Below are 20,463 nucleotides of genomic sequence, written 5' to 3'. Positions count from 1 at the left end.
CTGCCATGCTTTCACCTTACGACGCGTAGGGTCCGGTGCCGGCGGCGGCCGCGGGGGCGCTCGCGGCCCGGCTTCGCCGCCAGCTCGGCGATGAGTGTCTCCCATTGGGCGCGGATGCGCTCCGGCCGGTAGCGCAGGGCGGAGGCGGCGGCCTGCTCGCCCAACTCGGCCCGCATCGTTGGTCGTTCGATCAGATGGGTGACGGCCTGGGTGAGGGCTCTGGTGTCACCGGGGCTGATGAGCAGCCCGTCGCCGCCCGTGATGATCTCGCGGGGCCCGTGCGGGCAGTCGAAGCTGACCGGCGGGACGCCGTGGCTCATCGCCTCGGCCAGCACCATGCCGAAGCCTTCGTGCCGGGAGGCCAGGGCGAAGACGGAGGCTTTGGCGAGCTCGGCCTCCAGGTGTGGCGTACTGCCCATGAGATAGACGTGGTTGTAGAGGTGCCACCGGTGGATGAGGGCGCGCAGGCGGTCGCGTTCGGGGCCGGACCCGTAGATTCGCAACTGCCAGTCGGGATGTGCCTCGGCGACGGGTGCGAAGGCCTCGATGAGGGAGTCGAAGCCCTTGGCCTTCACCAGGCGTCCGGCGCTCAGGACGAGCGGCCGGTCGAGGGTCGAGCGGGTGGGTGAGCCGGCCGGGAGCGGGTTCGGGATGCCGACGATGCGGGGGCCGTCGCTGCCCAGGCGGGCGGTGTAGGCGCCCCGGTCCGCCTCCGTCAGTACCGTCAGCGCGTCGAGTCGCGGATACCAGAGGCCGATCTGCTGGTCCAGGGCCGGTTTGTGGTGGGCGTGGTGCAGGTGCTCCTGGCCGATGCCGATGACGGACGCGGGTGTGAAGCGGGCCGAGAGGAGATTGAGGGCGGGCCGGGTGGTGATGAGGACGCCACCGTCCAGGGAGCGCAGATAGCGGACGAGACGCCGGTCCGTGAGCCGGCTGAAACGGTGGTACTTCACCTCGGCGGCGGGCACCAGCTGACTGGGGCGGGCGCCCAGCCACGCCTCGATGCGGCGGCGCGGCCAGGACGCGCTGGTGGTGGTGCCCGTGGCGGCCGTGTCGTCCACGAGCGCCCGCAGCCGTACCCGCCCGTGCAGGGCGAAGACGGGGGCCGGGCGGTGCCGGTGGACGCTGGTGATCTCCACGTCGTGTCCGGCCTCGGCGAGTGCGTTCGCCTGGTTGACGACGGTGCGTACGGTGCCGCCGACCGCGTACGCGTTGAGCAGCAGGAAGCGGATCTTCACCGGGACCCCCGGTGGCAGCGGATCGAGAGATTGTCCTTGACCGTGAAGTACGGCTCCACCCAGGTGTCTTCGGTGCGCTGAGCCGGATAGACGAAGATCCCCTTCTTGCCCTTGACGTCATCGAGGTGCTTGCCCAGGCGCAGCCGGTCGCGGCCGGTACGGGGGGCGAGGTGGAGATCCCAGACCCACTCGCGGTCTCCTTCGGGCACGCCGGTGCGGGGTCCGCCGGGGGCGGCCAGACAGTCCAGTGGGATACGCACCTCGAAACGACCGCCGCTTCCGGCCGTGGGAAGGCGCAGTTCGTTGTCACGGCCCCGGACTTCGAGCACGAGATCGGCCTGCTCGGCCTCGGCCTCGGTGCCGGCGAGCGTCAGCCACAGCAGGATCTGTCCGTCGCGGGGCCAGACCTCAGCGACTTCCGCGTGATGAGGGCCGGACGTGCAGGGCGCCGTACGCACGGGCACTTCGTGCATGGCTGCCCCCCTTTCGCTCTCCCCAGCAAACCCTACGCCTTGTAGGGTTCGAGGCGACCCTACAGCCTGTGGGGTGAGGCGGTGGGTAGCAGGTGGAGACCGCATTCTCTGGCGTGGAGTTCTCCCGCGCCGGACGCCACGCCGTGCCCGAACCGGACCCGGCTGCTGCGCCGCGTGCGGCGGCTCGCGCTCCTTCTGGTTAATTGTGGCGGGATAAACCAAATACGAGCCTTGGCCGGATCGCCCCCTTTCGTCATGTGGCGCGCTCTGCTTCGCTGCTCCCTTAGGTGACGGACCTTCAGACGGGTCTGGTCATCAGGGGGATCACTCATCGACGGAGGGGGCCACCATGGCGGACGTGCTCAAGTACGGCGACAAGGTGCACATCCAGAACGGCTACGACGGCTGGAAGGGCGGGTACCTCGACACCAACGGCGGCAGCAGTCAGAGCGGATCCCTGTACGGGGTCTCCACCGCCGACACCCCCACCCGGGGCAAGGGCACCGGCACTTGGGAGATCATCTCCGCGACCGGCAAGAACACCGGCGAGCAGGTACTGAGCGGGGACGTCATCCACCTGCGCAACCTGTATGCCAACGATGGCGGCTATCTGGACACCAACGGCGGGGCCAGCCCCGACCAGACGGCGGCCGCCAAGTACGACGTGACCACCCACAAGGACAAGGACCGGGCGTCAGTCGGCACCGCGAGCTGGCGCATCTTCGCCCAGACGTCGGCCCCGGCCGACCAGTTCGTACGGACCAACGACATCGTCATCCTGTGGAACCTGTACTCGCCCACCGGCAGTTTCCTGGAGACGAACGGCGGCACCACGGCATCCGGCGGCAAGTACGACGTATGCACCAGCGCCTACTGGAACCGTTCGAGCAACGTCGGCGACTGGCGTCTGATCAAGGCCAAGGCGTAACGGCACCCACAGAACCTCCGCGGCCACCGCCACCCCTCCGAGGGTCGCGGTGGCCGCGGCTGGTCCCGGGGCCGGGTTGAGGTCACAGCAACCGGTCGACCAGCCCGTCGATGTAGTCCGGGGTGAGCGGGACCATGCCGAACAGGACGCGGATGTACATCGGGGCCAGGATGTGGTCGAGCACGCCGAACGTGTCGGGCGCTTGCTCGCCACGTTCGCGGGCGCGATCGAGCATGGACTGCAGTTGCCGCGTACGTTCCGCGCGAAGGTGGTCAGCCGCCCGCAGGCCCTGCTGGCCGTTGCTGGACAGGGTGACGGCCAGGCGCACCAGCGCCAGGCCGTCGGGTCCGGTGATCTCGCGGGCCACTTGGGCCGCGTAAGCGCGCAGGTCGCCGTCCAGGGTCCCGGTGTCGGGCATCGGTGACCTGGCGTTGAGGCGGTTGAGCGCCACGTCGCTGAGCAGGGATTCCAGGCTGCCCCACCGGCGGTAGATGCTGCTGTCGGCCACGCCCGCGCGGGCCGCGACCTCGCCGACGGTGAAGTTGCCGTAGCCGCGCTCGCTGATCAGGTCGGTGACGGCCTGGTGTACCTCCGCGCCGACGCGGGCGCTGCGCCCGCCGGGCCGCCGGGTTCGCTCTCGGTCGTTCATGCCCTCACCTTAACGCAGTTGGGACTTGCGTTTGTGGGGTGACCCTCCTTATAGTCGCTTAACGCAGTCGCCGACTGCGTTAGAGGGCTCAGGTGTATCGCCACCCGCGTCGACCGCGGCCGGGCGCACCTGACGATCGAGAGGAATACCCATCACCGCATCGCTTGGGGCCGTAGGCAGTCGATCAAACCGGGCCGTGCTGCTCACGGTGACCTGCCTAGGCCAGTTCATGGTCCTGCTCGACAACACGATCGTTGGAGCGGCGCTGCCCGACATGCAGCACCGGCTGCACACCGAGTTGACCGGCCTGCAATGGATCGTCGACGCGTATGTACTGCTGGTCGCCATGCTGCTGCTGTCCGGCGGCATCTTCTGCGACCGGTTCGGCCGCAAGAGGGTGTACCTGACCGGCGTGGCGGTGTTCACCGTCGCGTCGGTGCTGTGCAGCCTGGCGCCCTCGGTCGGCTGGCTGGTCGCAGGACGGGTACTGCAGGGCATCGGGGCCGCGGCGGTGAGCCCCGCCTCGCTGGCCCTGCTCGTCGCCGCCTATCCGGTGCCGCAGGAACGAGTCAAGGCGATCGGGCTGTGGGCCGGACTCAGCGGAATCGGTCTGGCCGCAGGCCCCGTGGCCGGCGGCGTGCTGACGGAGGCCTTCGGCTGGCCCGCCATCTTCCTGGTCAATCTGCCCATCGGCGTGGTCCTTCTGCTGCTCGGACTGCGCAGCCTTGAAGAGGCCCGCAATCCGAGCGCCCCCGCCATCGACATCCCGGGGACGGTGCTGTCCGTCCTGGGGGTGGGGGCGATGACCTACGGGCTGATCGAGGGTGGTGCCCGCGGCTGGACGGCGCCGGTGATCCTGGGCAGCTTCACCGCCGCGGCGATCCTCCTCGCCGCCTTCGTCGCCGTCGAGGCGCGTCGCTCCGCTCCGATGCTGCCGCTGCGACTGTTCCGGCAGCGGTTGTTCACCGTGTCCAACACCGCCATGGTCGTGGTGGGGTTCGCGCTCATGGGCTCGTCGTTCTTCTTCTCCCAGTTCTTCGTGTACGTCCAGGGCAGTTCGATCCTGCGCGCCGGCCTGCAGACCCTCCCCGTCTCCCTCGCCATGGTGATCGTCAGCCCGTTCGCGGGCCGGTTCGCCGCCCGGTACGGCTTCCGGATCGTGGTCACCATCGGCCTGGCCCTGGCGGGTCTGGGCCTCCTTGCGCTCGGCTTGGTGCACGCCGACACGGGTTACGGGAACGTGTGGTGGCGGCTGGGAGTCGTCGGCATCGGCTTCGCCCTGACCATGTCCCCACTGACGGGCGCCGCCATCCAGGCGGTCAGCTCGCAGGAAGGCGGCCTCGCCTCCGGCATCAGCAGCACCACCCGGCAGATCGGCGCGGTGCTCGGTGTGGCGGTACTCGGAGCCATCGTCCGCACCCGGCAATCCGGCGGCGCCTCCTTCGAGGCCGGCCTCAACAGTGCCTTCGTCGCGGCGGGCGTCATCACCTTGGCCACCGCCGTGTTCACCGGCCTGTGGCTGGCGAGGTCCAAGTCCGCGGAAGGCTCCGCGGCGCCGCAACGCTCCACCGACCCGGATGCGGTCGCCGTGACGAACGAGGCGCCCGCGAACAGCCGTTGACCACGGCGACCACCTCGGCCGGGAAGCGCGGGAGCCCCGGCGCGCGACCCGCGCCTGCTCTGCTCGAGGGCGAATACCCCTCTCTCGAACACGCGAAAATCTATGTTGGCCGGAGTAGACACCGCAGGACATCGATAGTCGTAGGCCGGCAGATGGTGTAGCAGTTCCTTCGGGGCCCTGGTGCGAGTTAGGCACCAGGGCCCCTCCACGTGCGCCATGGAGCAGTGAACTCCTCGTCGGGCAAGGCGACTTCGGTGATGCGCGGTCTTGGCGGCATCAGAACAAGCTGGTTAGGGTGACGGGCAGAGGCTGATCCCGATGCCCTTGACCAGGGTGACGGCCGGGCCGGCGAACAGGGTCGCCGGACGGTGGGTCGGACACGACGGGGGGGGCTCGCGTTGGATCGCCTGGCCGGAGCAGATCCGGAGCCCGCGGTGCTGCCCGCCGCGTTTCGCGCCTGGCTCGGGCTGATCGGGGCCCTCTCCGCGCTGGTGGTCGTCCTGCTCGGTGTTCTGTACGCCGGCCACAGCGAGCCCGGCACGGTGGACAGGTGGGTCATCGATCCGACGGCGGACAGCGTCCAGCCGCCGTGGCGGTACGTCGCCCTGGCCACCGACTTCCTGGGAGAGCCCGCCGGCTCGGCGATGCTGATCGTGGCCGTCGTGGCGGGCTGCCTGCTGCGTCGGCGTCCTCGCGCAGCGGTGTTCGTCGTGGTCGGCGTCGGCGTGACCGTCGTGACGGCGACGCTGCTCAAGTTCCTGGTGGGACGCACCATCCACGGTGACGACAACCTGTCCTACCCGAGCGGGCACACCGCCTTCCTCACCGCGCTCGCCCTCATCGTGGCGCTGCTCGCGGCCGGTCGCCTCGGCCTCGGCAGGACGGCTGGGACGCTGCTCGTGCTCGCCGCGGCACTGGTCGCGGGCGCCGCCATGGGCTGGGCGCAGGTCGCCCTGGGCGCTCACTACCCGACCGACGTCCTCGGCGGCTGGTGCACCGCGCTGGCGGTGACACCGACGACCGCGTGGCTGGTCGACCGGGCGGCCGACCGGCGGGCCGACCGGATGGCCGACGCCGGTCGGCAGGAGCACCGCTGACGTCACGTCACGTCAAAGCCGTCCCGCATCACCTCACGCCAAGCGGCGGAACACCGGCTTCACCGGTCGCCCGCCCAGCCAGGGGGTGGGGTCGGTGGCGTCCAGTGCCTTCCGGTACACCGCGCAGGCCTGGGCCACCACATCGACGGTGCGGTCGATGTCGGCGTCGCTGAGCGCGCTGCTCACCACGAACGATGGGGCGAGCACCCCGCCCGCCAGGAGGCGGCGCAGGAACAGGGTGCGGTACTCCTGCGACGGCTGCCCGTTCTCGCCGAGGGTGGCGAAGACCAAGTTGCTGGCCCGGCCCCGGACGACGATGTGCTCGCCGACGCCCATGCCGGCCGCGGCATCGCGGACACCGGCGGCCAACCGCTCGCCGAGGGCGTGCAGCCGCGCGGTGACACCCTCTTCGACGTAGGTGGCCTGCACGGCCATCGCGGCTGCCAGTGAGTGCGTCTCCGCACCGTGCGTGGTGGACAGCAGGAACACCCGCTCGCCGGAGTGACGCAGCCCGCCCCGCTCCATCAGATCGCGGCGCCCGGCCAGCGCGGAGACGGCGAACCCGTTGCCCAGCGCCTTGCCGAACGTGGAGAGGTCGGGGACCACGCCGTACAGGCCCTGGGCGCCCGCCTCGGACCAGCGGAACCCGGTGATCATCTCGTCGAAGACGAGCACGCAGCCGTGGCGGTCGGCCAGTTCGCGCAAGCCGGCGAGGTACCCGGGCGGCGGCTCGGTATGGCCGGCGGGTTCGAGGATCAGACAGGCGACCTCGCCCCGGTACCGGGTGAGCAAATCCTCCGTGGCGGCCAGGTCCCCGTACGGGAACGCCACGGTGAGCTCGGTGGTCGACGCCGGAATACCGGCGGACATCGGGGTGGTGCCGATGAACCAGTCGTCGACGGAGAAGAACGGATGGTCGCCGCAGATGGCCACCCGCGGGCGCCCGGTGGCGGCGCGCGCGAGGCGCACCGCGGCGGTGGTGGCGTCGGAGCCGTTCTTCGTGAACTTCACCATCTCGGCGGTCGGCACCGTGGCCAGGAAGCGTTCCGCGGCCTCGACCTCCACGAAGGAGGGCCGGACGAAGTTGCTCCCGCGGTCGATCTCCCGTCGCACCGCCTCGATCACGCGCGGGTGGGCGTGGCCGAGACTCACCGACCGCAGGCCGGAGCCGTACTCGATGTAGCGGTTGCCGTCGATGTCCCACACATGGGCGCCTTGGCCGTGGCTGATGACCGGGGCCAGGTTCTCGGGGTACTGGTCGTCGCCCTTGGCGTAGGTGTGCGCGCCCCCGGGGACCATGGCATGCAGCCGCTCGTTCGCCTCGCGCGACCGGGGGAGGAGGAACTCCTCGGTGCTTACAGGGCTTTCGGTGCCTGCGGTGTGTTCGGTGTCCACGCCGACCTCAACTCTCCTTGTGCTTCAGGACCTCGGCGAGGCTCGGCGCCTCCCGGTCCCGCTGGGACATCGACGTGACCGGCAGCGGCCACGGAATGGCAAGCTCCGGGTCGTCGAAGGCGATCGTCACGTCCTCGGCCGGATCGTGCGGGCGGTCGATCCGGTACGAGGTGTCGGCGGTCTCCGTCAGGGCCTGGAAGCCGTGCGCGCACCCCGCCGGGATGTACAGGGTCGCCTGCGTCGCGTCGGACAGTTCGAAGAAGGCCCGGTTGCGGTAGGTCGGCGAGTCCGTCCGCAGGTCCACGACGACGTCGAAGATCTTCCCGTACGAGCACCGCACGAGCTTGGCCTCACCGGCACCGGAGCGCAGGTGCAGGCCGCGCAGCACGCCCCGGACCGAGCGGGACAGGCTGTCCTGGATGAAGGCGTCCGGGTCGAGGCCCACCGAGCGGACCACGTCGGCGTCGAAGGTGCGGCTGAAGAAGCCGCGCTCGTCGGCGTACGGCGTCGGCTCGAAGAGGTACGCGCCGTCGATCGCCGGGACTTCGGTCGCTTTCATGGGGTCTCCCGCTTTGCATGGGCGTGGGCATGGGTGCGGTCGGCCGTCGGGAACAAGGCCGCGGTCAGGGCGGTGAATTGGCGCTCCAGACGCCGGGTGGCGACCGCGTTCCGCTCGGTGAGCGTCCGCCGCAACTCGGCCGATCGCTTCTCCAGCTCCCGGAACTGTTCGAGCAGCCGGTCGGCGTCGACCTCGCGGGCCGGGTGGCGGTACGCGGCGAGGCCCATCTCGGTCATGAGCGCGTCGCTCTTCGCCGCGTAGCTGAGCGCGAGCGTCGGTGTGCCGACCTTCAGGGCGCAGATCAGGTTGTGATAGCGGGTCGCCACCACGGTGTCGGCGGCAGCCATCTCCTTCATCAGGTCGGCAAGGGAGGCCGCATCCGAGGTGGTGACCAGCGGTGAGTCCACCGCGTCGCGGATCGCCGCGACCACCGGCGCATCGCACGCGTCGCCGGTGAGCAGCCGGACCGGCCTGCCGTCCTCCACCAGCGCGCGGACGAAACGGGTCGTCCCGTCGAGGTAACGCCGGTAGATCTCCTCGGCCCGGTCGCGGTCGTCGTTGCCGCCGTGGAACGCCATGACGCCGACACAGACCGGACGCGGCGTGTCTGACGGCGCGCTCGCCGGCTGGGTCGGCAGGGCGAAGGCGAGGTCCGGATACACCTCGTCCCGCGAGGTGTTCACACCCATCGCCCGCATCGCGTCACGGGACAGGACGTCCCGGTACGACCGGTACGTGGCAAGCCGCGCCGCCCAGCGCACCAGAGCCCGGGTCGGCCGGTCGCTGATCGTGTCCGCGCCGACGCCGACCAGCGCGACCCGGGTGCCGACCAGACGGCCGCTCGCGCACAGCAGGAACAGCGAGTAGGGGAAGCCCCACGGGCGCAGCGGCAGCGTGGCCTCCAGGACACCCATGCCCGGCACGATCACCACGTCGTGCCGGCGCACCCAGGCGGCGGTGCGCACGACGTCGACGAGTTTGCCCAGCCCCTTGGCCGCGATCGCGCCCGCACGAGACGCGGTCCGATACTCCCCGCGGTACCAGTGCAGCCGCGTCGCGGGTATCCGATACCTGCTCGCGACGACTTCGGGGCCGCCGCACAGCGCGTCCACGGCCGCTTCCGGGTGCTCGGCGCGAAGGTAGCCGAGCACGGCTTCGAGCGACCCGTCGTTGCCGAGGTTGCCGGAGCCGAGCAGGCCGAACACCCCCACGCGCACCGGAGATTCGTCCCCGGGGCTCATGCCTGCCCACCTCCACGGCCTTCACGGCCCGCGACGACGTCGTCGACGGAGACGGTGAGGCCGCCCGGGTCGGCCGGCGCGCGGTCCTCGACCCGCTCGCCCGCGCCGGGACGGACCCGGCTGGTCATCCACGCGGCCAGGTGGCGATAGCAGGCGCGCCGGTCGGCCGCGGACAACGGCGCCCGCCGGATCGCCGAGGTGAAGCCCCAGACGTACTCGGCGAGCAGCCGGGGCGTCGGGTGCAGCGGGCCCGCCCGGCGCGGGTCCAGGTTCACGCACCGGGAGCGCTTGCTCGGGTTGGCCCGCTCGGCGCGGGTGGGGTGGTCGCGGCGGAAGTAGAGCAGCTCCGGCACCTGGTGGAAGGGCCCGTGCAGGACGATCTCGGCGACGAACGTGCGGTCCGCGTGGTGGTAGCTGTCGTGCGGCTTCACCCGGCGCAGCATGTCGGCCCGCATCACCCCGTAGAAGTCGTCGCCGCCGGGCTCGAACAGGAAACTGCGGAACCGCTCCGGCGCGTTCGGCGAGTCGGTGGCGATCCCGTACTCGTACGGGACCTTCACCTGCCCCTCGCCGTCGATGACCGCTTGGCCGGAGTGCGCGAGGACGACGTCCGGCCGCTCGTCCAGCGCCTCCACGCAGCGCAGCAGCAGGTCCCGGGCGTAGAGGTCGTCGTGCGAGGCCCACTTGAACAGCTCGCCCTGGCACCGGGTGAACACGTAGTTGTGGTTCGGCGCGGCACCGATGTTGCGCAGGAGGCGGATGTAGCGGATGCGTGAGTCCTGCGCGGCGTACTTGCGGCAGATGTCCTGGGTTCCGTCGGTCGAGGCGTTGTCGGAGATGACCAGCTCGAAGTCCTCGTAGGTCTGGCCGAGCAGGGCGTCGAGCGACTCGGCGAGGTACTCCTCGCCGTTGTACACGGGCAGGCCGATGCTCAGCCTGGGTTGCGCGGTCATGAAGTCCTCACTTCGGGAATGGAGTTGTGGTGGCGCTCGCTCAGGGCGGACCGCAGCTGCAGCCACCACACGGCCGAGCCGCAGACGGTCGCGGTGGCGACGCCCCAGGCCGAGCCGACCGTGCCGGCCAGGACCGCGCCGCCGAGCCCGCCGGCGACGTAGCAGGCGGAGGCGAACAACTGGCTGCGCAGGCTGCGCCGGGCCGCGGCGAGCGCGCGGAGACCGGCCGCCGCGCCGGTGCCGAGGCCGGCGCCCGCGACGCCGAGCGTGACCGGCACGATGAGCTCCGACGCCGAGCCCCAGACGTCGCCGAGCACGAACTCACCGAGCCGGTCCGGCATCAGGAGCAGCGCCGCGCCCCAGAGCAGCGCGGCGACGGCCTGTATGCCGCCGAGCAGGAGACAGAAGACGCCGAGGCGGTGCGGGGCCTGCCGCAGCACCCGTGCCGCCTCCGCGACGGTGACCAGCGAGAGGCCCATCAGCAGGGCCATGAACGGGCCGAGCAGGAGTTCGGCGCCGCGGACCACACCCACCGCGCTGACCCCGACGATCGCGCCGAGCCCGTAGGCCCGCAGCTGGCTCGCGCCGCTGACACCGACGTTCTCGACCAGGTACCGGTAGCTGAGATCGCGGTGCTCGCGAAGCCACTCGCGCCCCCCGGTCGGCCGCGGCCGGATCCCGGACTGGAAGCAGCCGTACACCGCGGCCACCGCGGCGGACGCGCCCCAGGCGAGCACGAAAGCGGACACGCTGCCCACGTGGGCGGCGACCACCATGGCGGGGACGAGCGCGACGCCCCACACGACGTCGTTGACGAACGCCTTGCGCCCGGCGCCCGCGGCGAAGAACGCGTACCGCCAGGCGTCCTGCAACAGCAGCCCCGGCAGCATGATGCCGAGGCAGGCGAACGCGGTCCCCACGCTCCCGCCGAGGGCGAGGCCGACCACCAGGCAGGCCGCGCCGATGGCGGTACCGACACCGAGCGCGGTGCCCGACGACCGGGCCACCGCGCCGCGCCAGGAGTCGTCGGGCACCCCGCTGAAGCGCACCACGAGCGGGTCGGTGGCCAGGCCGCGGGAGACACTGAGCACCACGCCGTACGTCACCCAGGCCAGGCTGAACACGCCGAACGCGGTCAGCCCCAGTGAGCGGGCCACGTAGATACCCACCACGAAGTTGGACAAGCTGGAGGCCGCCTGGTCGGCCAGCCCCCAGGACAGCCGGCCGACGATGGCCCGGCGGGCGGGTCCGGCCGGAGTCGTCGTCTTGTCCCCCTCGGTGGTCATCGGCGTCATTCCTTGATCAGCGCGGCGGCGTGCAGGGCGTCGGCCGCCGCGGCGACGGTGTCGAACGGCAGCCCGGAGCGCTCGGCCACGTCAAGCAGCCCGTGCTCACCGTCGGAGAGGCTGAGCACCCAGAGCATGGCCATCTGGGCCTGCTTCGTGTCGCTGCGGCCGCCGAGCGCGTCGTACAACCCACGCCGGCCCAGCTGGGGTTCGCCGTAGGGGCTGAGGTTGATGTACCTCCGATTGCGGTCGAGCATGGCGAAGGCCTCGCGGCAGACGGCGAGGGTGTCCGCCATCGCCTCCGGGGAGACGAAGTCCGGGTTGTCCGCCGAGGTGTGGTACTCGGGGTAGCCCGCGTACGGGGTCCTGCTGAGCGAGCCCACGCCGAGATCGAACCCGGGGGAGCAGTACTGCCGCTCGTCGTAGCCGTACGGCGTGAACTCGTTGACGTGGTGCGGGCGTTCGGACGCGGTGAGCACGTGCCGCATCACCCGGTCGATCTCCGCGTCGCCGCGCCTGCTCTGCTTGTACGTCAGCTGGCCCGAGTCACCGGCGCAGGCCAGCACAAGGCCGTGCTTGATCCGCTCCACCCGCTCCGCGTTGCGCGCCAGCCACGTGATCGCCCCGACGGTGCCGGGCGCGAAGATGAACCGGTAGGTGTAGTACGGCGTCCGCTCCGCGAGCGCCCGCGCCAGGAACGTCGCCACCGCGATGCCGGCCAGGTTGTCGTTGGCCAGCGACGGGTGGCAGACGTGGCAGGAGACGATCACCTCGTCCGGGACCTGCCCGGGGACCACGTGCTCGGCGTAGGTGAGGTGACCGTCGGCGATGGTCGAGTCGATGCGGACCTCGTACTTACCGTCCGGCATCGCGTCCAGGGTCTCCTGGGCCAGGCAGAAGCCCCACTCCGGCTTGTAGTAGCTGGTGCGGTACGGCACCCACGTCGGATGGTCCGGCAGGGTGTGCAGATGCTCACGCAGCTCGGAGAGGGGCATGGTCGCCGACACCGGCACGCTGTAGCCGAGCACGTGCAGGCTGGACTCGGCGAAGTCGACGACTCGGTTGCCTGCCGTGTCCGCGATGTACGCGTCGCGGATGTTCCACTCCTGGGGCACCGTCCAGTCGAGCACTTGCGTCCCGGTCGGCACCTCGTGCACCTGCAGCGGGATGTACTCGCCGACGATCTCCAGGGTGGCGCGCACCCCGTCACCGGTGATGCTCCGGCACAGCGGGTACAACCGCTCCACCAGTGTGTGCATCTCCTCGCCGGGCGTGCTCATCCGCGCCGCCGCAGGGTGTCGTCCACGGAGCCTGCCTCGGACGCCGCGCGCAGCACGGCGAGGCGGGTGAAGCGTCGCTCGAAGTCCTCCCGGGTCAGCCCGAACTTCCGGTAGGCGTCGGCGAGTTCGAGGGCTCCCTGCTTCACGGTCCACTCGCAGTCGAAGCCGGGGATCGAGGCGCGGAACCGGGAGAAGTCCACCCGGTAGGAGCGTGGATCGGCACCGTTCTCGCCGGTGATGACCACCTTCGAGCCGGACACCGCAGCGGCGACCTGCTCGGCGATCTCGGCGACCGTGACGTTGTTGACCTCGCTGCCGATGTTGAACGCCCGGTCGTGCACCGCTTCCCGCGGCGCGTCCAGCGCGGCCGTGAAGGCCCGTGCGATGTCGGCGGCGTGTACCAGCGGACGCCACGGGGTGCCGTCGGAGAGCACCAAGACCTCGCCGGACAGGAGCGCGTGGCCCACCAGGTTGTTCAGCACGATGTCGGCGCGCAGCCTGGGGGAGTAGCCGAAGGCGGTGGCGTTGCGCATGAAGACCGGGCTGAAGTCGCCGTCGGCCAGCGCGTGCAGGTCGTCCTCCACTCGCACCTTGGACTCCGCGTACGGCGTCACAGGGCGCAACGGGGCGTCCTCGGCCACCAGGTCGCCGCCCCCGGCGGCCCCATAGACCGAGCAGGTCGACGCGTACAGGAAGCGCCGCACTCCCGCCTCGCGGGCCAGCCGGGCGAGCCGCACGGAGGCGTGGTGATTGATGTCGTAGGTGAGCTCCGGCGCGAGCGATCCCAACGGGTCGTTGGACAGCGCGGCCAGATGGATCACGGCGTCCACGTCGGCCACGTGCTCGGCCGTGATGTCGCGCAGGTCCACCCGGTGCCCTGACGGGTCAGCGGGCGGCGGACCAAGGACGCAGTCGGCGAAAAGGCCTGCGTCAAGACCGACGACCTCGTGTCCGGCGGCCGTGAGTACCGGGGCCATGACGGTGCCCAGGTATCCCTGGTGTCCGGTGAGCAGTACGCGCAAGGTTCATTCCCCCAGGTCGAGAGTGAGTTTGGTGACGGCGAACGCCTCGGCGTAGCGCGCGTGGCATTCGATTCCGCGGATCCGGGCGAGGCCGAGGAAGGCCTCCCGGTCGTACCAGGGACGGTGCCGCTGCGAGGAGTAGTGCTCCTGCAGCAGCCCCACCTTCTGTTCGGCGATCTCCGGGGTCAGCGGCTGGTAGGCCCCCATACGGCCAAGATCGCCGTCCCACTTGACGATCTCGTAGCCGAGCACGAGATGGTCGCGGAACGCGGTGGGGATCAACTGCGCCAGGCCGCGGTGATCCTGGTGCGCGTCATCGACGCGCGGGGCCAGGACCAGATCCGGCTCGGTCTGCCCGCGCAGTTCCTCGACCGCGGCCTTGGCCTCGTCCCAGTGCACGGGCATCCGGCCGTCCGGCAGCTTGAGCACGGTGAGGCGCAGGTCGGCGCCCGGGCAGAAGGCGGCCAGCGCGGCCCGCTCCTCCTGCTCGCGCTCGCTGCCACCGCCGGAGAGCACCAGCGCGTCGACGCGGATACCCGGGTGCGCGAGGCACAGCGTGAGGAGCGTGCCGCCGGCGCCGATGGCGATGTCGTCGCAGTGCGCGCCCACCGCGACGACCCGCTCCAGGCGCCCGGCCCCGAGCCGGATCACGCAATCACCCCGGCACTGTCCCGCTCCCACACGGCCCACGGGCGGTCACCCCGGGCATGGGCCTCGTCCAGCGCTGCCCGCTCCTTCACGGTGTCCGTCGGCTTCCAGAAACCGCGGTGCTGGTGTGCCACGAGGCGGCCCTGCTTGGCCAGTTCGGCGCATCCGTCGGCGACTAGGTCCCCGTTCTCCGGTATGTGGTCGAAGACCTCCTGGCGGAGCACGAAGTAGCCGCCGTTCTCCCACATCGGCAGTTCGCTCACCGGGGTGATGCCTCCGACCAGGCCGTCCTCGCCCAGCTGCACGCAGTGGAACGAGGACTGCGGCGGCACCACCATCATCGACGCACCGGCGTCGCGCCCGGCGAACTTCTCGATCATCTCCGGCAGCGGTGCATCGGTCAGTACGTCCGCGTAGTTGGCGAGGAACATCTCGTCGCCGTCCAGGTGGTGGCGTACCCGGCGCAGCCGCTCCCCGATGGGGGACTCGATGCCGGTCTGCGCGAACGTGATCGTCCAGTCCGAGATGTCGGTGGACAGTAACTCGGGCCGCCCGCCCCGCAGCACGAAGTCGTTGGACGTCGTCTCCTCGTAGTTGAGGAAGAAGTTCTTGATGTGGTGAGCCCCGTATCCGAGGCACAGGATGAATTCCGTGTGCCCGAAGTGCGCGTAGTAGCGCATGACATGCCAGATCAGCGGTCGGGGGCCGACCATGGCCATCGGCTTGGGCACGTCGTCGGCAGCGCCGCTGCGCATGCGCATCCCGTAACCACCGCAGAACAGTACGACCTTCATGATGTGCCCTCGACAATGCTCAGTTCCGGGATGGGAAAGACAAGGCGGCCGCCCCATTCGTGCACGAAGGACAGCTGCTCGACGAGCTCGGCCCGCAGGTTCCACGGCAGGATCAGTACGTAGTCCGGCCGGTCGGCGGCTATTTGCTCGGGCGCCAGGATCGGGATGCGGGTGCCCGGGGTGAACCTGCCGTGCTTGTAGGGATTGCGGTCGACCGTGTACGCGAGCAGGTCGGGCCGGATGCCGCAGTGGTTGAGCAGGGTGTTGCCCTTGCCGGGGGCGCCGTAGCCGACGACCGTCCGGCCGCGCTCGGCCGCCTCGATGAGGAACTTGAGGAGGTCCCGGCGCACCTTGGCCACCCGCGCGGAGAACTCGGTGTACCCGGACAGCTCCTGCAGCCCGGCGGCCTTCTCCCGGTCGAGGACCTCGGCCACCCGCTGCGAAGGCTCACCCGCCGCCTCGGCGGGCCGGGCCCACAACCTGATGGAACCGCCGTGCGTGGGCAGCAACTCGACGTCCACGAGCGTGAGTCCACCGCTGGCGAGCGCCCGGATCGCGGACGCGACCGTGTAGTACTGGAAATGCTCGTGGTAGATCGTGTCGTACTGGTTGTCCTCGATCAGCGTCAGCAGGTGCTGCACCTCGATGGAGACCCAGCCGTCGTCGGCGACCAGGGCGCGCAGCCCCTGCGTGAACCCGACCACGTCGGGGATGTGCGCGTACACGTTGTTGGCCACGACCAGGTCCGCCGGGCCGTGTTCGGCGCGGACCGCCGATCCGGTGTCCGGGCTCAGGAACTCCGTGAGCGTGGGCACCCCCGCGTCCCGCGCCGTCGCGCCGACGTTCACCGACGGCTCGATGCCGAGGCAGCGGATCCCCCGGTCCACCACGTGCTTGAGCAGGTACCCGTCGTTGCTCGCGACCTCGACGACGAACGCGTCGGGGCCCAGATCCACCTTTTGTACGGCGTCGGCGACGAACGTACGCGCGTGCTCCACCCAGGAGGTGGAGAAGGAGGAGAAGTACGCGTACTCGCTGAACGTCTCCTCCGGCGTGATCAGCGGCGGAATCTGCGCGAGCCAGCAGTCGGTGCAGACCTGCAGGTGCAGCGGGTAAGCCGGTTCCGGCTTGTCCAGTTGGTCCGCGGCGAGAAAGCTCTCGCACGGCGGGGTCGCCCCCAGATCGACGACGCTCGCCAGCGCCGCCGAGCCGCAGAGTCGGCATCGTGTCATTTACTGCCCCCATCCCTGCTCGCGCGGATGCCCCATCGCGAGCCAGTGTTTCCATTTCCTGACGGCGGCGGGCTGTCCCCGCCGCCTGACCGACCCGCGATCGCGGTGCGGTACCCCTCCACCAGGCGCTCAAGGCCGACGGCCGGGCTGAAGCCCTGCTCGTAACGTCGCCTGGCCGCCTGGCCCATCTCCCGGTTGCGGGCCGGTTCGGCCGCGATCCGGCGTATGCAGGACGCGAGCGAGGCGGCCTCGCCCGGCTCGTGCAGCAGTCCCGTCACGCCTTCGTCGACGAGTTCGACGAAGGCGCCGTGACCGGCGGCGACGGTCGGGACCCCGGCCGCCATCGCCTCCACGACCACCAGGCCGAACGCCTCGAGCCACGTCGAGGGAGCCACCACGGCCACCGACTGTGCGATGGCCGTCTGGCACTCCGCCGTGTCGTACAGGCCGACGTAGCGCACGTCGTCCCGGCCCGCCGCCCAGCCGCGCACCTCTTGCTCCAGTGGCCCGGTGCCGGCGATGACGAGCGGCACGCCCACACCGCCGTCCGCGGCGATCTCGTCCCACGCGGTCATGAGCAGCCGTACGCCCTTGGCCTCAGCGAGCCGTCCGAGGTAGAGCACGTGCTTGCCCGTGCCCGAGCGGTGGGCGTCCGGATCGGGCACGAAGTTGTGCTTCACCGCGAGGCGCTCACCTGGCATACCGGCCTGCACCAGGACGTCGCGCTGTGCCGCGGAGATGCAGAAGAACCGCTCCACGCCGGTCCACCAGCGCCGCCGGTTGACCGACAGACTGACCGCGAGCGGCACCGTCGCAAGGCGCGAGTTGCGGTAGCAGCCGTGCCGGACGGCGGGCAGCGGCGTGGACCCGACGCACTCGGTGCATGGCCGGCCGTCCCGCTGCAGGGTGCCGGGCGGGCAGACCTGGGTGTAGTTGTGCAGCGTGGCGACGGCGGGCACACCGGCGTCGGCGCAGGCCGCGAGCACCGCGGGTGACAGGAGCGGGAAGACGTTGTGGACGTGCACCACGTCCGGCCGCTCGCTGCGAAGCCTGGCCGCCAACTCCGCGCGCACCGCGGGGTTCCACGGTACGAGAAGCGGCAGCGCGGCCTTGCTCGGCAGGGACTTGGCGGCGATGTCGTCGCTGCGCCGCTCGAACATCTCGACCCGGTGGCCGGCCGCGCGCAGCACCGCCACTTCCTGGTCGACGACCTTGTTCTCCCCGCTCGGCTGCGCCGAGCCGTAGCGGTTGTGCACCACGAGAACGTGCATGCTCAGCTCACCTCCGCTCTCTGGGCCCATCGCGGGACGCGTCGTCGTGGAACTGCGGGTGTGGAGAGGGGAGCGGCCGCGGCGGGCGCGGCGAGCAGCGAGGCGGCCAGGCCCAGATGCAGCAGATACGGCGAGGCGTCGCCGAGACCGGCCTCGGTGTACGACGCGATCGCGCAGTAACTGATCAGGAAGATCGCACAGGCCCTCGCCAGCGACGGCGGCCGCAGCAACGCGACGCCGCCGAGCACGATGAAGATCGCTGCCACCAACGTGACGCCGATCCAGCCCTGTTCGTGGTAAACGGCCAGCCAGCTGTTGTCGATCGGCAGCCCGCCGAACGACTTGTCGCCAAGGCCCATGCCGAACAACTGCTCCGAGGTCGACCGGGGCGCCGCAAGCAGGGCGTCCCAGACCTTGGCCCGACCGGTCAGGCTGGACAAGCCCTCCTGGCTCTGTCCCCGCAGGAACCACACCTGCAGCGCGGAGGCGAACCCCACCCCGGCCACCACGGCGCACACCACCGCCCAGGTGAAGAACCGGCGGGCGGCGGCGCTGGTGAGCAGGAGGGATCCGACCGCCAGTGTCAGCCCGAGGAACAGGCCGAGCGTGGCCGTCCGGGTATGGGTCAGCGCGAGCAGGATGAGCGACGGCACGATGACCACGACCGCGCTGGCCCTGTCGATCCGGCGGCCCAGGACGAGCAGCACGGTGAGCCCGACGATCACCGCGGCGTACTGGCCGATCTGCGGCGGGGTGAGCGGCCACAGCGCGCCGACCAGGCGTCCGCCGTAGAGCTCGGGCATGGCCGCGCCCGGCGAGATGACCAGGCCTGCGGCCACCGACCCGAGCACCGCGAAGTACACGCGGATGTGGCTCCGGACGAACGCCAGGCCACCGTCCCACCAGCGGCTGAGCAGCCATAGCGTGGCGACGAAGAGGGCCAGCCTGCCGCAGCGGAACAGCGCGCCGAACCCGGACTCCAGGTTCACGCTGGAGATCACGCTCGGCACGATCAGCAGGGTGAGCAGGAGCACGAAGGCACTGGGGCGGATGCTCAGCCGGAGATTGACCGCGAGCGCCAGCGCGAACGCGGCGACCAGTGCGCCCATGGTGACCATCTGGATGAGCGAGCGGGGGAGCGGCACGATGGTCACCGCCCCGGCGGAGCCGAGTGTGTTGAGAATCAGCAGCCCCCAGGCCGCCCCGACGAGCTTCGGCGTGTGTTCCCCGCCCATCTCAATCCCCCTCCCGCGCGCGGAAGGTGCTGCCCTTGTCCTGACGGTACGACGGGCCCTGCCACTGCCCCGAGTCCAGGACCCGGCTCGGGTCGTGGGCCACGAACTTCCAGGGCCCGACGTAGACGTTGTCGTGCCAGCGGTTGTGCTGCTTGTTCGTGATCGCCTCGGCCACCCGCTCGCCCTGGTAGGGCGACCAGTCCGGATAGGTGCCGTAGTTGGCGAGCACCGCCATCCGGTCGCACATCGCCGTGCACTCGACGACGGACTTGTCCAGGACGAAGCGGTTGCCGTGGATGTCCACCCGCTGGGTCTTCCACCGGCAGTCGGCGTAGAGCGGTGCCTTGGAGATCGCCGGCTTCGCGCAGCGGTCGGTGTCCCTCACCAGCAACGTGCAGTCGCCGGAGGAGGTGTTGGCCGGGCTGTTGCAGAACCGGTCGGCGTTCTCCCACAGGGTGATGCCGGACCAGTTGTTCTCCAGCACGTTCCCGGAGACCTCGATCTTGTCCGTACGGGCCTTGACCCGTGGCTCGCCGCCGGACTCGGACAAATAGACCGTCGCGTACGGGAAGTTGTCGTCGCGGTCGGCGTACTTGCGGCCCTCGACCCAGTTGTTCCGCCGGATCGTGTTCTTCCGGATGACCGCGTTGTAGCTGGTCTCGTAGATCAGCGCGGCACCGTCGTTGGCCTCGAGCACGTTGTTCTCGATGCGGAAGTCGTTGTTGTTGGTGTCCGCCCACAGGCCGGTCCCGCGGTTGTCGTGCACCCAGTTGCCGCGCACGTCGGCGCCGTTCACGGCCCAGAACTTGATGCCTCCGGTACAGCCGCAGCCCTTGCGCCGCCGCTCCCAGTCGCCGGTGTTGTTGCCCACGATCTCGTTGCCCTCGACCACCAGGCCGGTGATACGGCCCTTGGCCTTGTACGCGTTCATGCCGTACTGCCCGTTGTCGCGCAGGCAGCTGGCGCGGACCCGCTGGCGGGCACCGGCCATCAGTCCGGCACCGGAGTTCTTCTGGATCGTCGCGTGCTCGATCACCCACCCGTCGGCCGAGTCGTGGTTGACCACGCCCTCGTCCGGCGGCGCAACGAAACGCTGCACGGTCAGGTGGCGGATGGTGACGTCCGCTGCCTTGCCCCCGAACGCGTACTGATTGGTCTTCCCGCCGTCGAACACCGCGCCCGGCGCGCCGAGGTAGCGGTTCCCCTTCTTGGGGATGACCTGGGAGTAGCGGTCAGGATCGAGCCTGTGCTTGCCCGGCCGGAGCCAGAACGTGGTCTTCGGGGGGTTGCTCTTGGTCTTCGCGGTCAGATCACCGACCTTCGCCGGGTCGACCGTCACCGCGCCCTTCGGCGCCTTCGCCGGTCCGGCCGCGGGCTTGGCGCACACCCGTGCCACGGGGCGGGCGCCGGACGTGGAGGGCTGGGCGGTCGGCTCGGCCGCCGGGGAGCCCGACGTGCTCTCACAGCCGGTCGCCGCCAGCAGGACCAGCGCCAGCGGTGCCGCAGGATATGCCCAGTGCCGCCACTTCATCCTCACTCCT

19 protein-coding genes are annotated in these 20,463 nt (G+C 70.6%); 3 read left to right on the top strand and 16 right to left on the bottom strand.

All coding sequences use genetic code 11. From position 1 onward, the window contains the following. Window positions 1-11 precede the first annotated feature (11 nt). Together AB0E78_RS39205 and AB0E78_RS39200 are read right to left on the bottom strand one after the other, a co-directional pair. Window positions 12-1,238 (bottom strand): glycosyltransferase family 4 protein, encoded by a 1,227-nt coding sequence (locus AB0E78_RS39205; protein ID WP_361843667.1) that lies wholly within the window; start codon window positions 1,236-1,238, stop codon window positions 12-14. Next, window positions 1,235-1,711 (bottom strand): hypothetical protein, encoded by a 477-nt coding sequence (locus tag AB0E78_RS39200; protein ID WP_361843664.1) that lies wholly within the window; start codon window positions 1,709-1,711, stop codon window positions 1,235-1,237. Before AB0E78_RS39200 ends, AB0E78_RS39205 begins: the two co-directional genes overlap by 4 nt. A gap of 349 nt (window positions 1,712-2,060) precedes the next feature. Between AB0E78_RS39200 and AB0E78_RS39195 the strand changes: the two genes are divergently transcribed. Then, window positions 2,061-2,639 carry a hypothetical protein gene (locus AB0E78_RS39195; protein WP_361843662.1) on the top strand — a complete coding sequence of 193 codons (579 nt, stop codon included), beginning with the start codon at window positions 2,061-2,063 and terminating at the stop codon, window positions 2,637-2,639. 82 nt (window positions 2,640-2,721) lie between these two features. On the opposite strand, the gene AB0E78_RS39190 is transcribed toward AB0E78_RS39195, so the two are convergent. Next, window positions 2,722-3,288 (bottom strand): TetR/AcrR family transcriptional regulator, encoded by a 567-nt coding sequence (locus AB0E78_RS39190; RefSeq protein WP_361843659.1) that lies wholly within the window; start codon window positions 3,286-3,288, stop codon window positions 2,722-2,724. Between the two features lie 196 nt (window positions 3,289-3,484). On the opposite strand from AB0E78_RS39190, the gene AB0E78_RS39185 reads away from it, so the two are divergent. Together AB0E78_RS39185 and AB0E78_RS39180 are read left to right on the top strand one after the other, a co-directional pair. Next, on the top strand, window positions 3,485-4,909 hold the full coding sequence (locus AB0E78_RS39185) for an MFS transporter (protein WP_361843656.1): 1,425 nt from the start codon (window positions 3,485-3,487) through the stop codon (window positions 4,907-4,909). Window positions 4,910-5,316: 407 nt separating this feature from the next. Continuing rightward, the gene (locus tag AB0E78_RS39180; RefSeq protein ID WP_361843818.1) at window positions 5,317-6,006 is read left to right on the top strand and encodes a phosphatase PAP2 family protein; all 690 of its coding nucleotides are present in this window, start codon (window positions 5,317-5,319) and stop codon (window positions 6,004-6,006) included. Window positions 6,007-6,039: 33 nt separating this feature from the next. Here the strand turns inward: AB0E78_RS39180 and AB0E78_RS39175 are convergent, their stop codons facing one another. From AB0E78_RS39175 to AB0E78_RS39115, 13 genes are read right to left on the bottom strand one after another with little or no spacing between them, the layout of a single operon-like run. Then, a complete protein-coding gene (locus AB0E78_RS39175; protein WP_361843653.1) occupies window positions 6,040-7,401 on the bottom strand; it encodes a glutamate-1-semialdehyde 2,1-aminomutase in 1,362 nt (453 codons plus the stop codon). Window positions 7,402-7,408: 7 nt separating this feature from the next. Further along, entirely contained in the window at window positions 7,409-7,960 is a 552-nt protein-coding gene (gene rfbC / locus AB0E78_RS39170; protein WP_361843650.1) for a dTDP-4-dehydrorhamnose 3,5-epimerase, read from the bottom strand. Next, window positions 7,957-9,201 (bottom strand): polysaccharide pyruvyl transferase family protein, encoded by a 1,245-nt coding sequence (locus tag AB0E78_RS39165; RefSeq protein WP_361843648.1) that lies wholly within the window; start codon window positions 9,199-9,201, stop codon window positions 7,957-7,959. Before AB0E78_RS39165 ends, rfbC begins: the two co-directional genes overlap by 4 nt. After that, entirely contained in the window at window positions 9,198-10,154 is a 957-nt protein-coding gene (locus tag AB0E78_RS39160; RefSeq protein ID WP_361843645.1) for a glycosyltransferase family 2 protein, read from the bottom strand. The genes AB0E78_RS39165 and AB0E78_RS39160 overlap by 4 nt, the downstream gene beginning before the upstream one ends. Continuing rightward, window positions 10,151-11,440: a hypothetical protein gene (locus tag AB0E78_RS39155; RefSeq protein ID WP_361843642.1), complete on the bottom strand. Its 1,290-nt coding sequence runs from the start codon at window positions 11,438-11,440 to the stop codon at window positions 10,151-10,153. The genes AB0E78_RS39160 and AB0E78_RS39155 overlap by 4 nt, the downstream gene beginning before the upstream one ends. Window positions 11,441-11,445: 5 nt before the next feature. Beyond that, entirely contained in the window at window positions 11,446-12,720 is a 1,275-nt protein-coding gene (locus tag AB0E78_RS39150; protein ID WP_361843640.1) for a DUF4910 domain-containing protein, read from the bottom strand. Continuing rightward, window positions 12,717-13,742: an SDR family oxidoreductase gene (locus tag AB0E78_RS39145; RefSeq protein WP_361843637.1), complete on the bottom strand. Its 1,026-nt coding sequence runs from the start codon at window positions 13,740-13,742 to the stop codon at window positions 12,717-12,719. Before AB0E78_RS39145 ends, AB0E78_RS39150 begins: the two co-directional genes overlap by 4 nt. Window positions 13,743-13,745: 3 nt before the next feature. Then, window positions 13,746-14,393 carry a PIG-L deacetylase family protein gene (locus AB0E78_RS39140; RefSeq protein ID WP_361843634.1) on the bottom strand — a complete coding sequence of 216 codons (648 nt, stop codon included), beginning with the start codon at window positions 14,391-14,393 and terminating at the stop codon, window positions 13,746-13,748. Then, the gene (locus tag AB0E78_RS39135; RefSeq protein ID WP_361843632.1) at window positions 14,390-15,184 is read right to left on the bottom strand and encodes a glucose-1-phosphate cytidylyltransferase; all 795 of its coding nucleotides are present in this window, start codon (window positions 15,182-15,184) and stop codon (window positions 14,390-14,392) included. The genes AB0E78_RS39140 and AB0E78_RS39135 overlap by 4 nt, the downstream gene beginning before the upstream one ends. Further along, entirely contained in the window at window positions 15,181-16,416 is a 1,236-nt protein-coding gene (locus AB0E78_RS39130) for a class I SAM-dependent methyltransferase (protein WP_361843630.1), read from the bottom strand. Before AB0E78_RS39130 ends, AB0E78_RS39135 begins: the two co-directional genes overlap by 4 nt. After that, window positions 16,413-17,687, bottom strand: a complete 1,275-nt coding sequence (locus tag AB0E78_RS39125) for a glycosyltransferase (protein ID WP_361843628.1) — start codon at window positions 17,685-17,687, stop codon at window positions 16,413-16,415. Before AB0E78_RS39125 ends, AB0E78_RS39130 begins: the two co-directional genes overlap by 4 nt. 2 nt (window positions 17,688-17,689) lie before the next feature. Next, window positions 17,690-18,922, bottom strand: a complete 1,233-nt coding sequence (locus AB0E78_RS39120) for an O-antigen ligase domain-containing protein (RefSeq protein WP_361843625.1) — start codon at window positions 18,920-18,922, stop codon at window positions 17,690-17,692. Between the two features lies 1 nt (window position 18,923). Then, window positions 18,924-20,459 (bottom strand): right-handed parallel beta-helix repeat-containing protein, encoded by a 1,536-nt coding sequence (locus tag AB0E78_RS39115; protein ID WP_361843622.1) that lies wholly within the window; start codon window positions 20,457-20,459, stop codon window positions 18,924-18,926. Window positions 20,460-20,463 lie beyond the last annotated feature (4 nt).

Source organism: Streptomyces sp. NPDC032198 (assembly GCF_040636975.1).
Classification (GTDB): Bacteria; Actinomycetota; Actinomycetes; order Streptomycetales; family Streptomycetaceae; genus Streptomyces.
The sequence above is the reverse complement of the archived record's forward strand: the minus strand, read 5'-3'. Positions and strand labels throughout refer to the sequence as shown.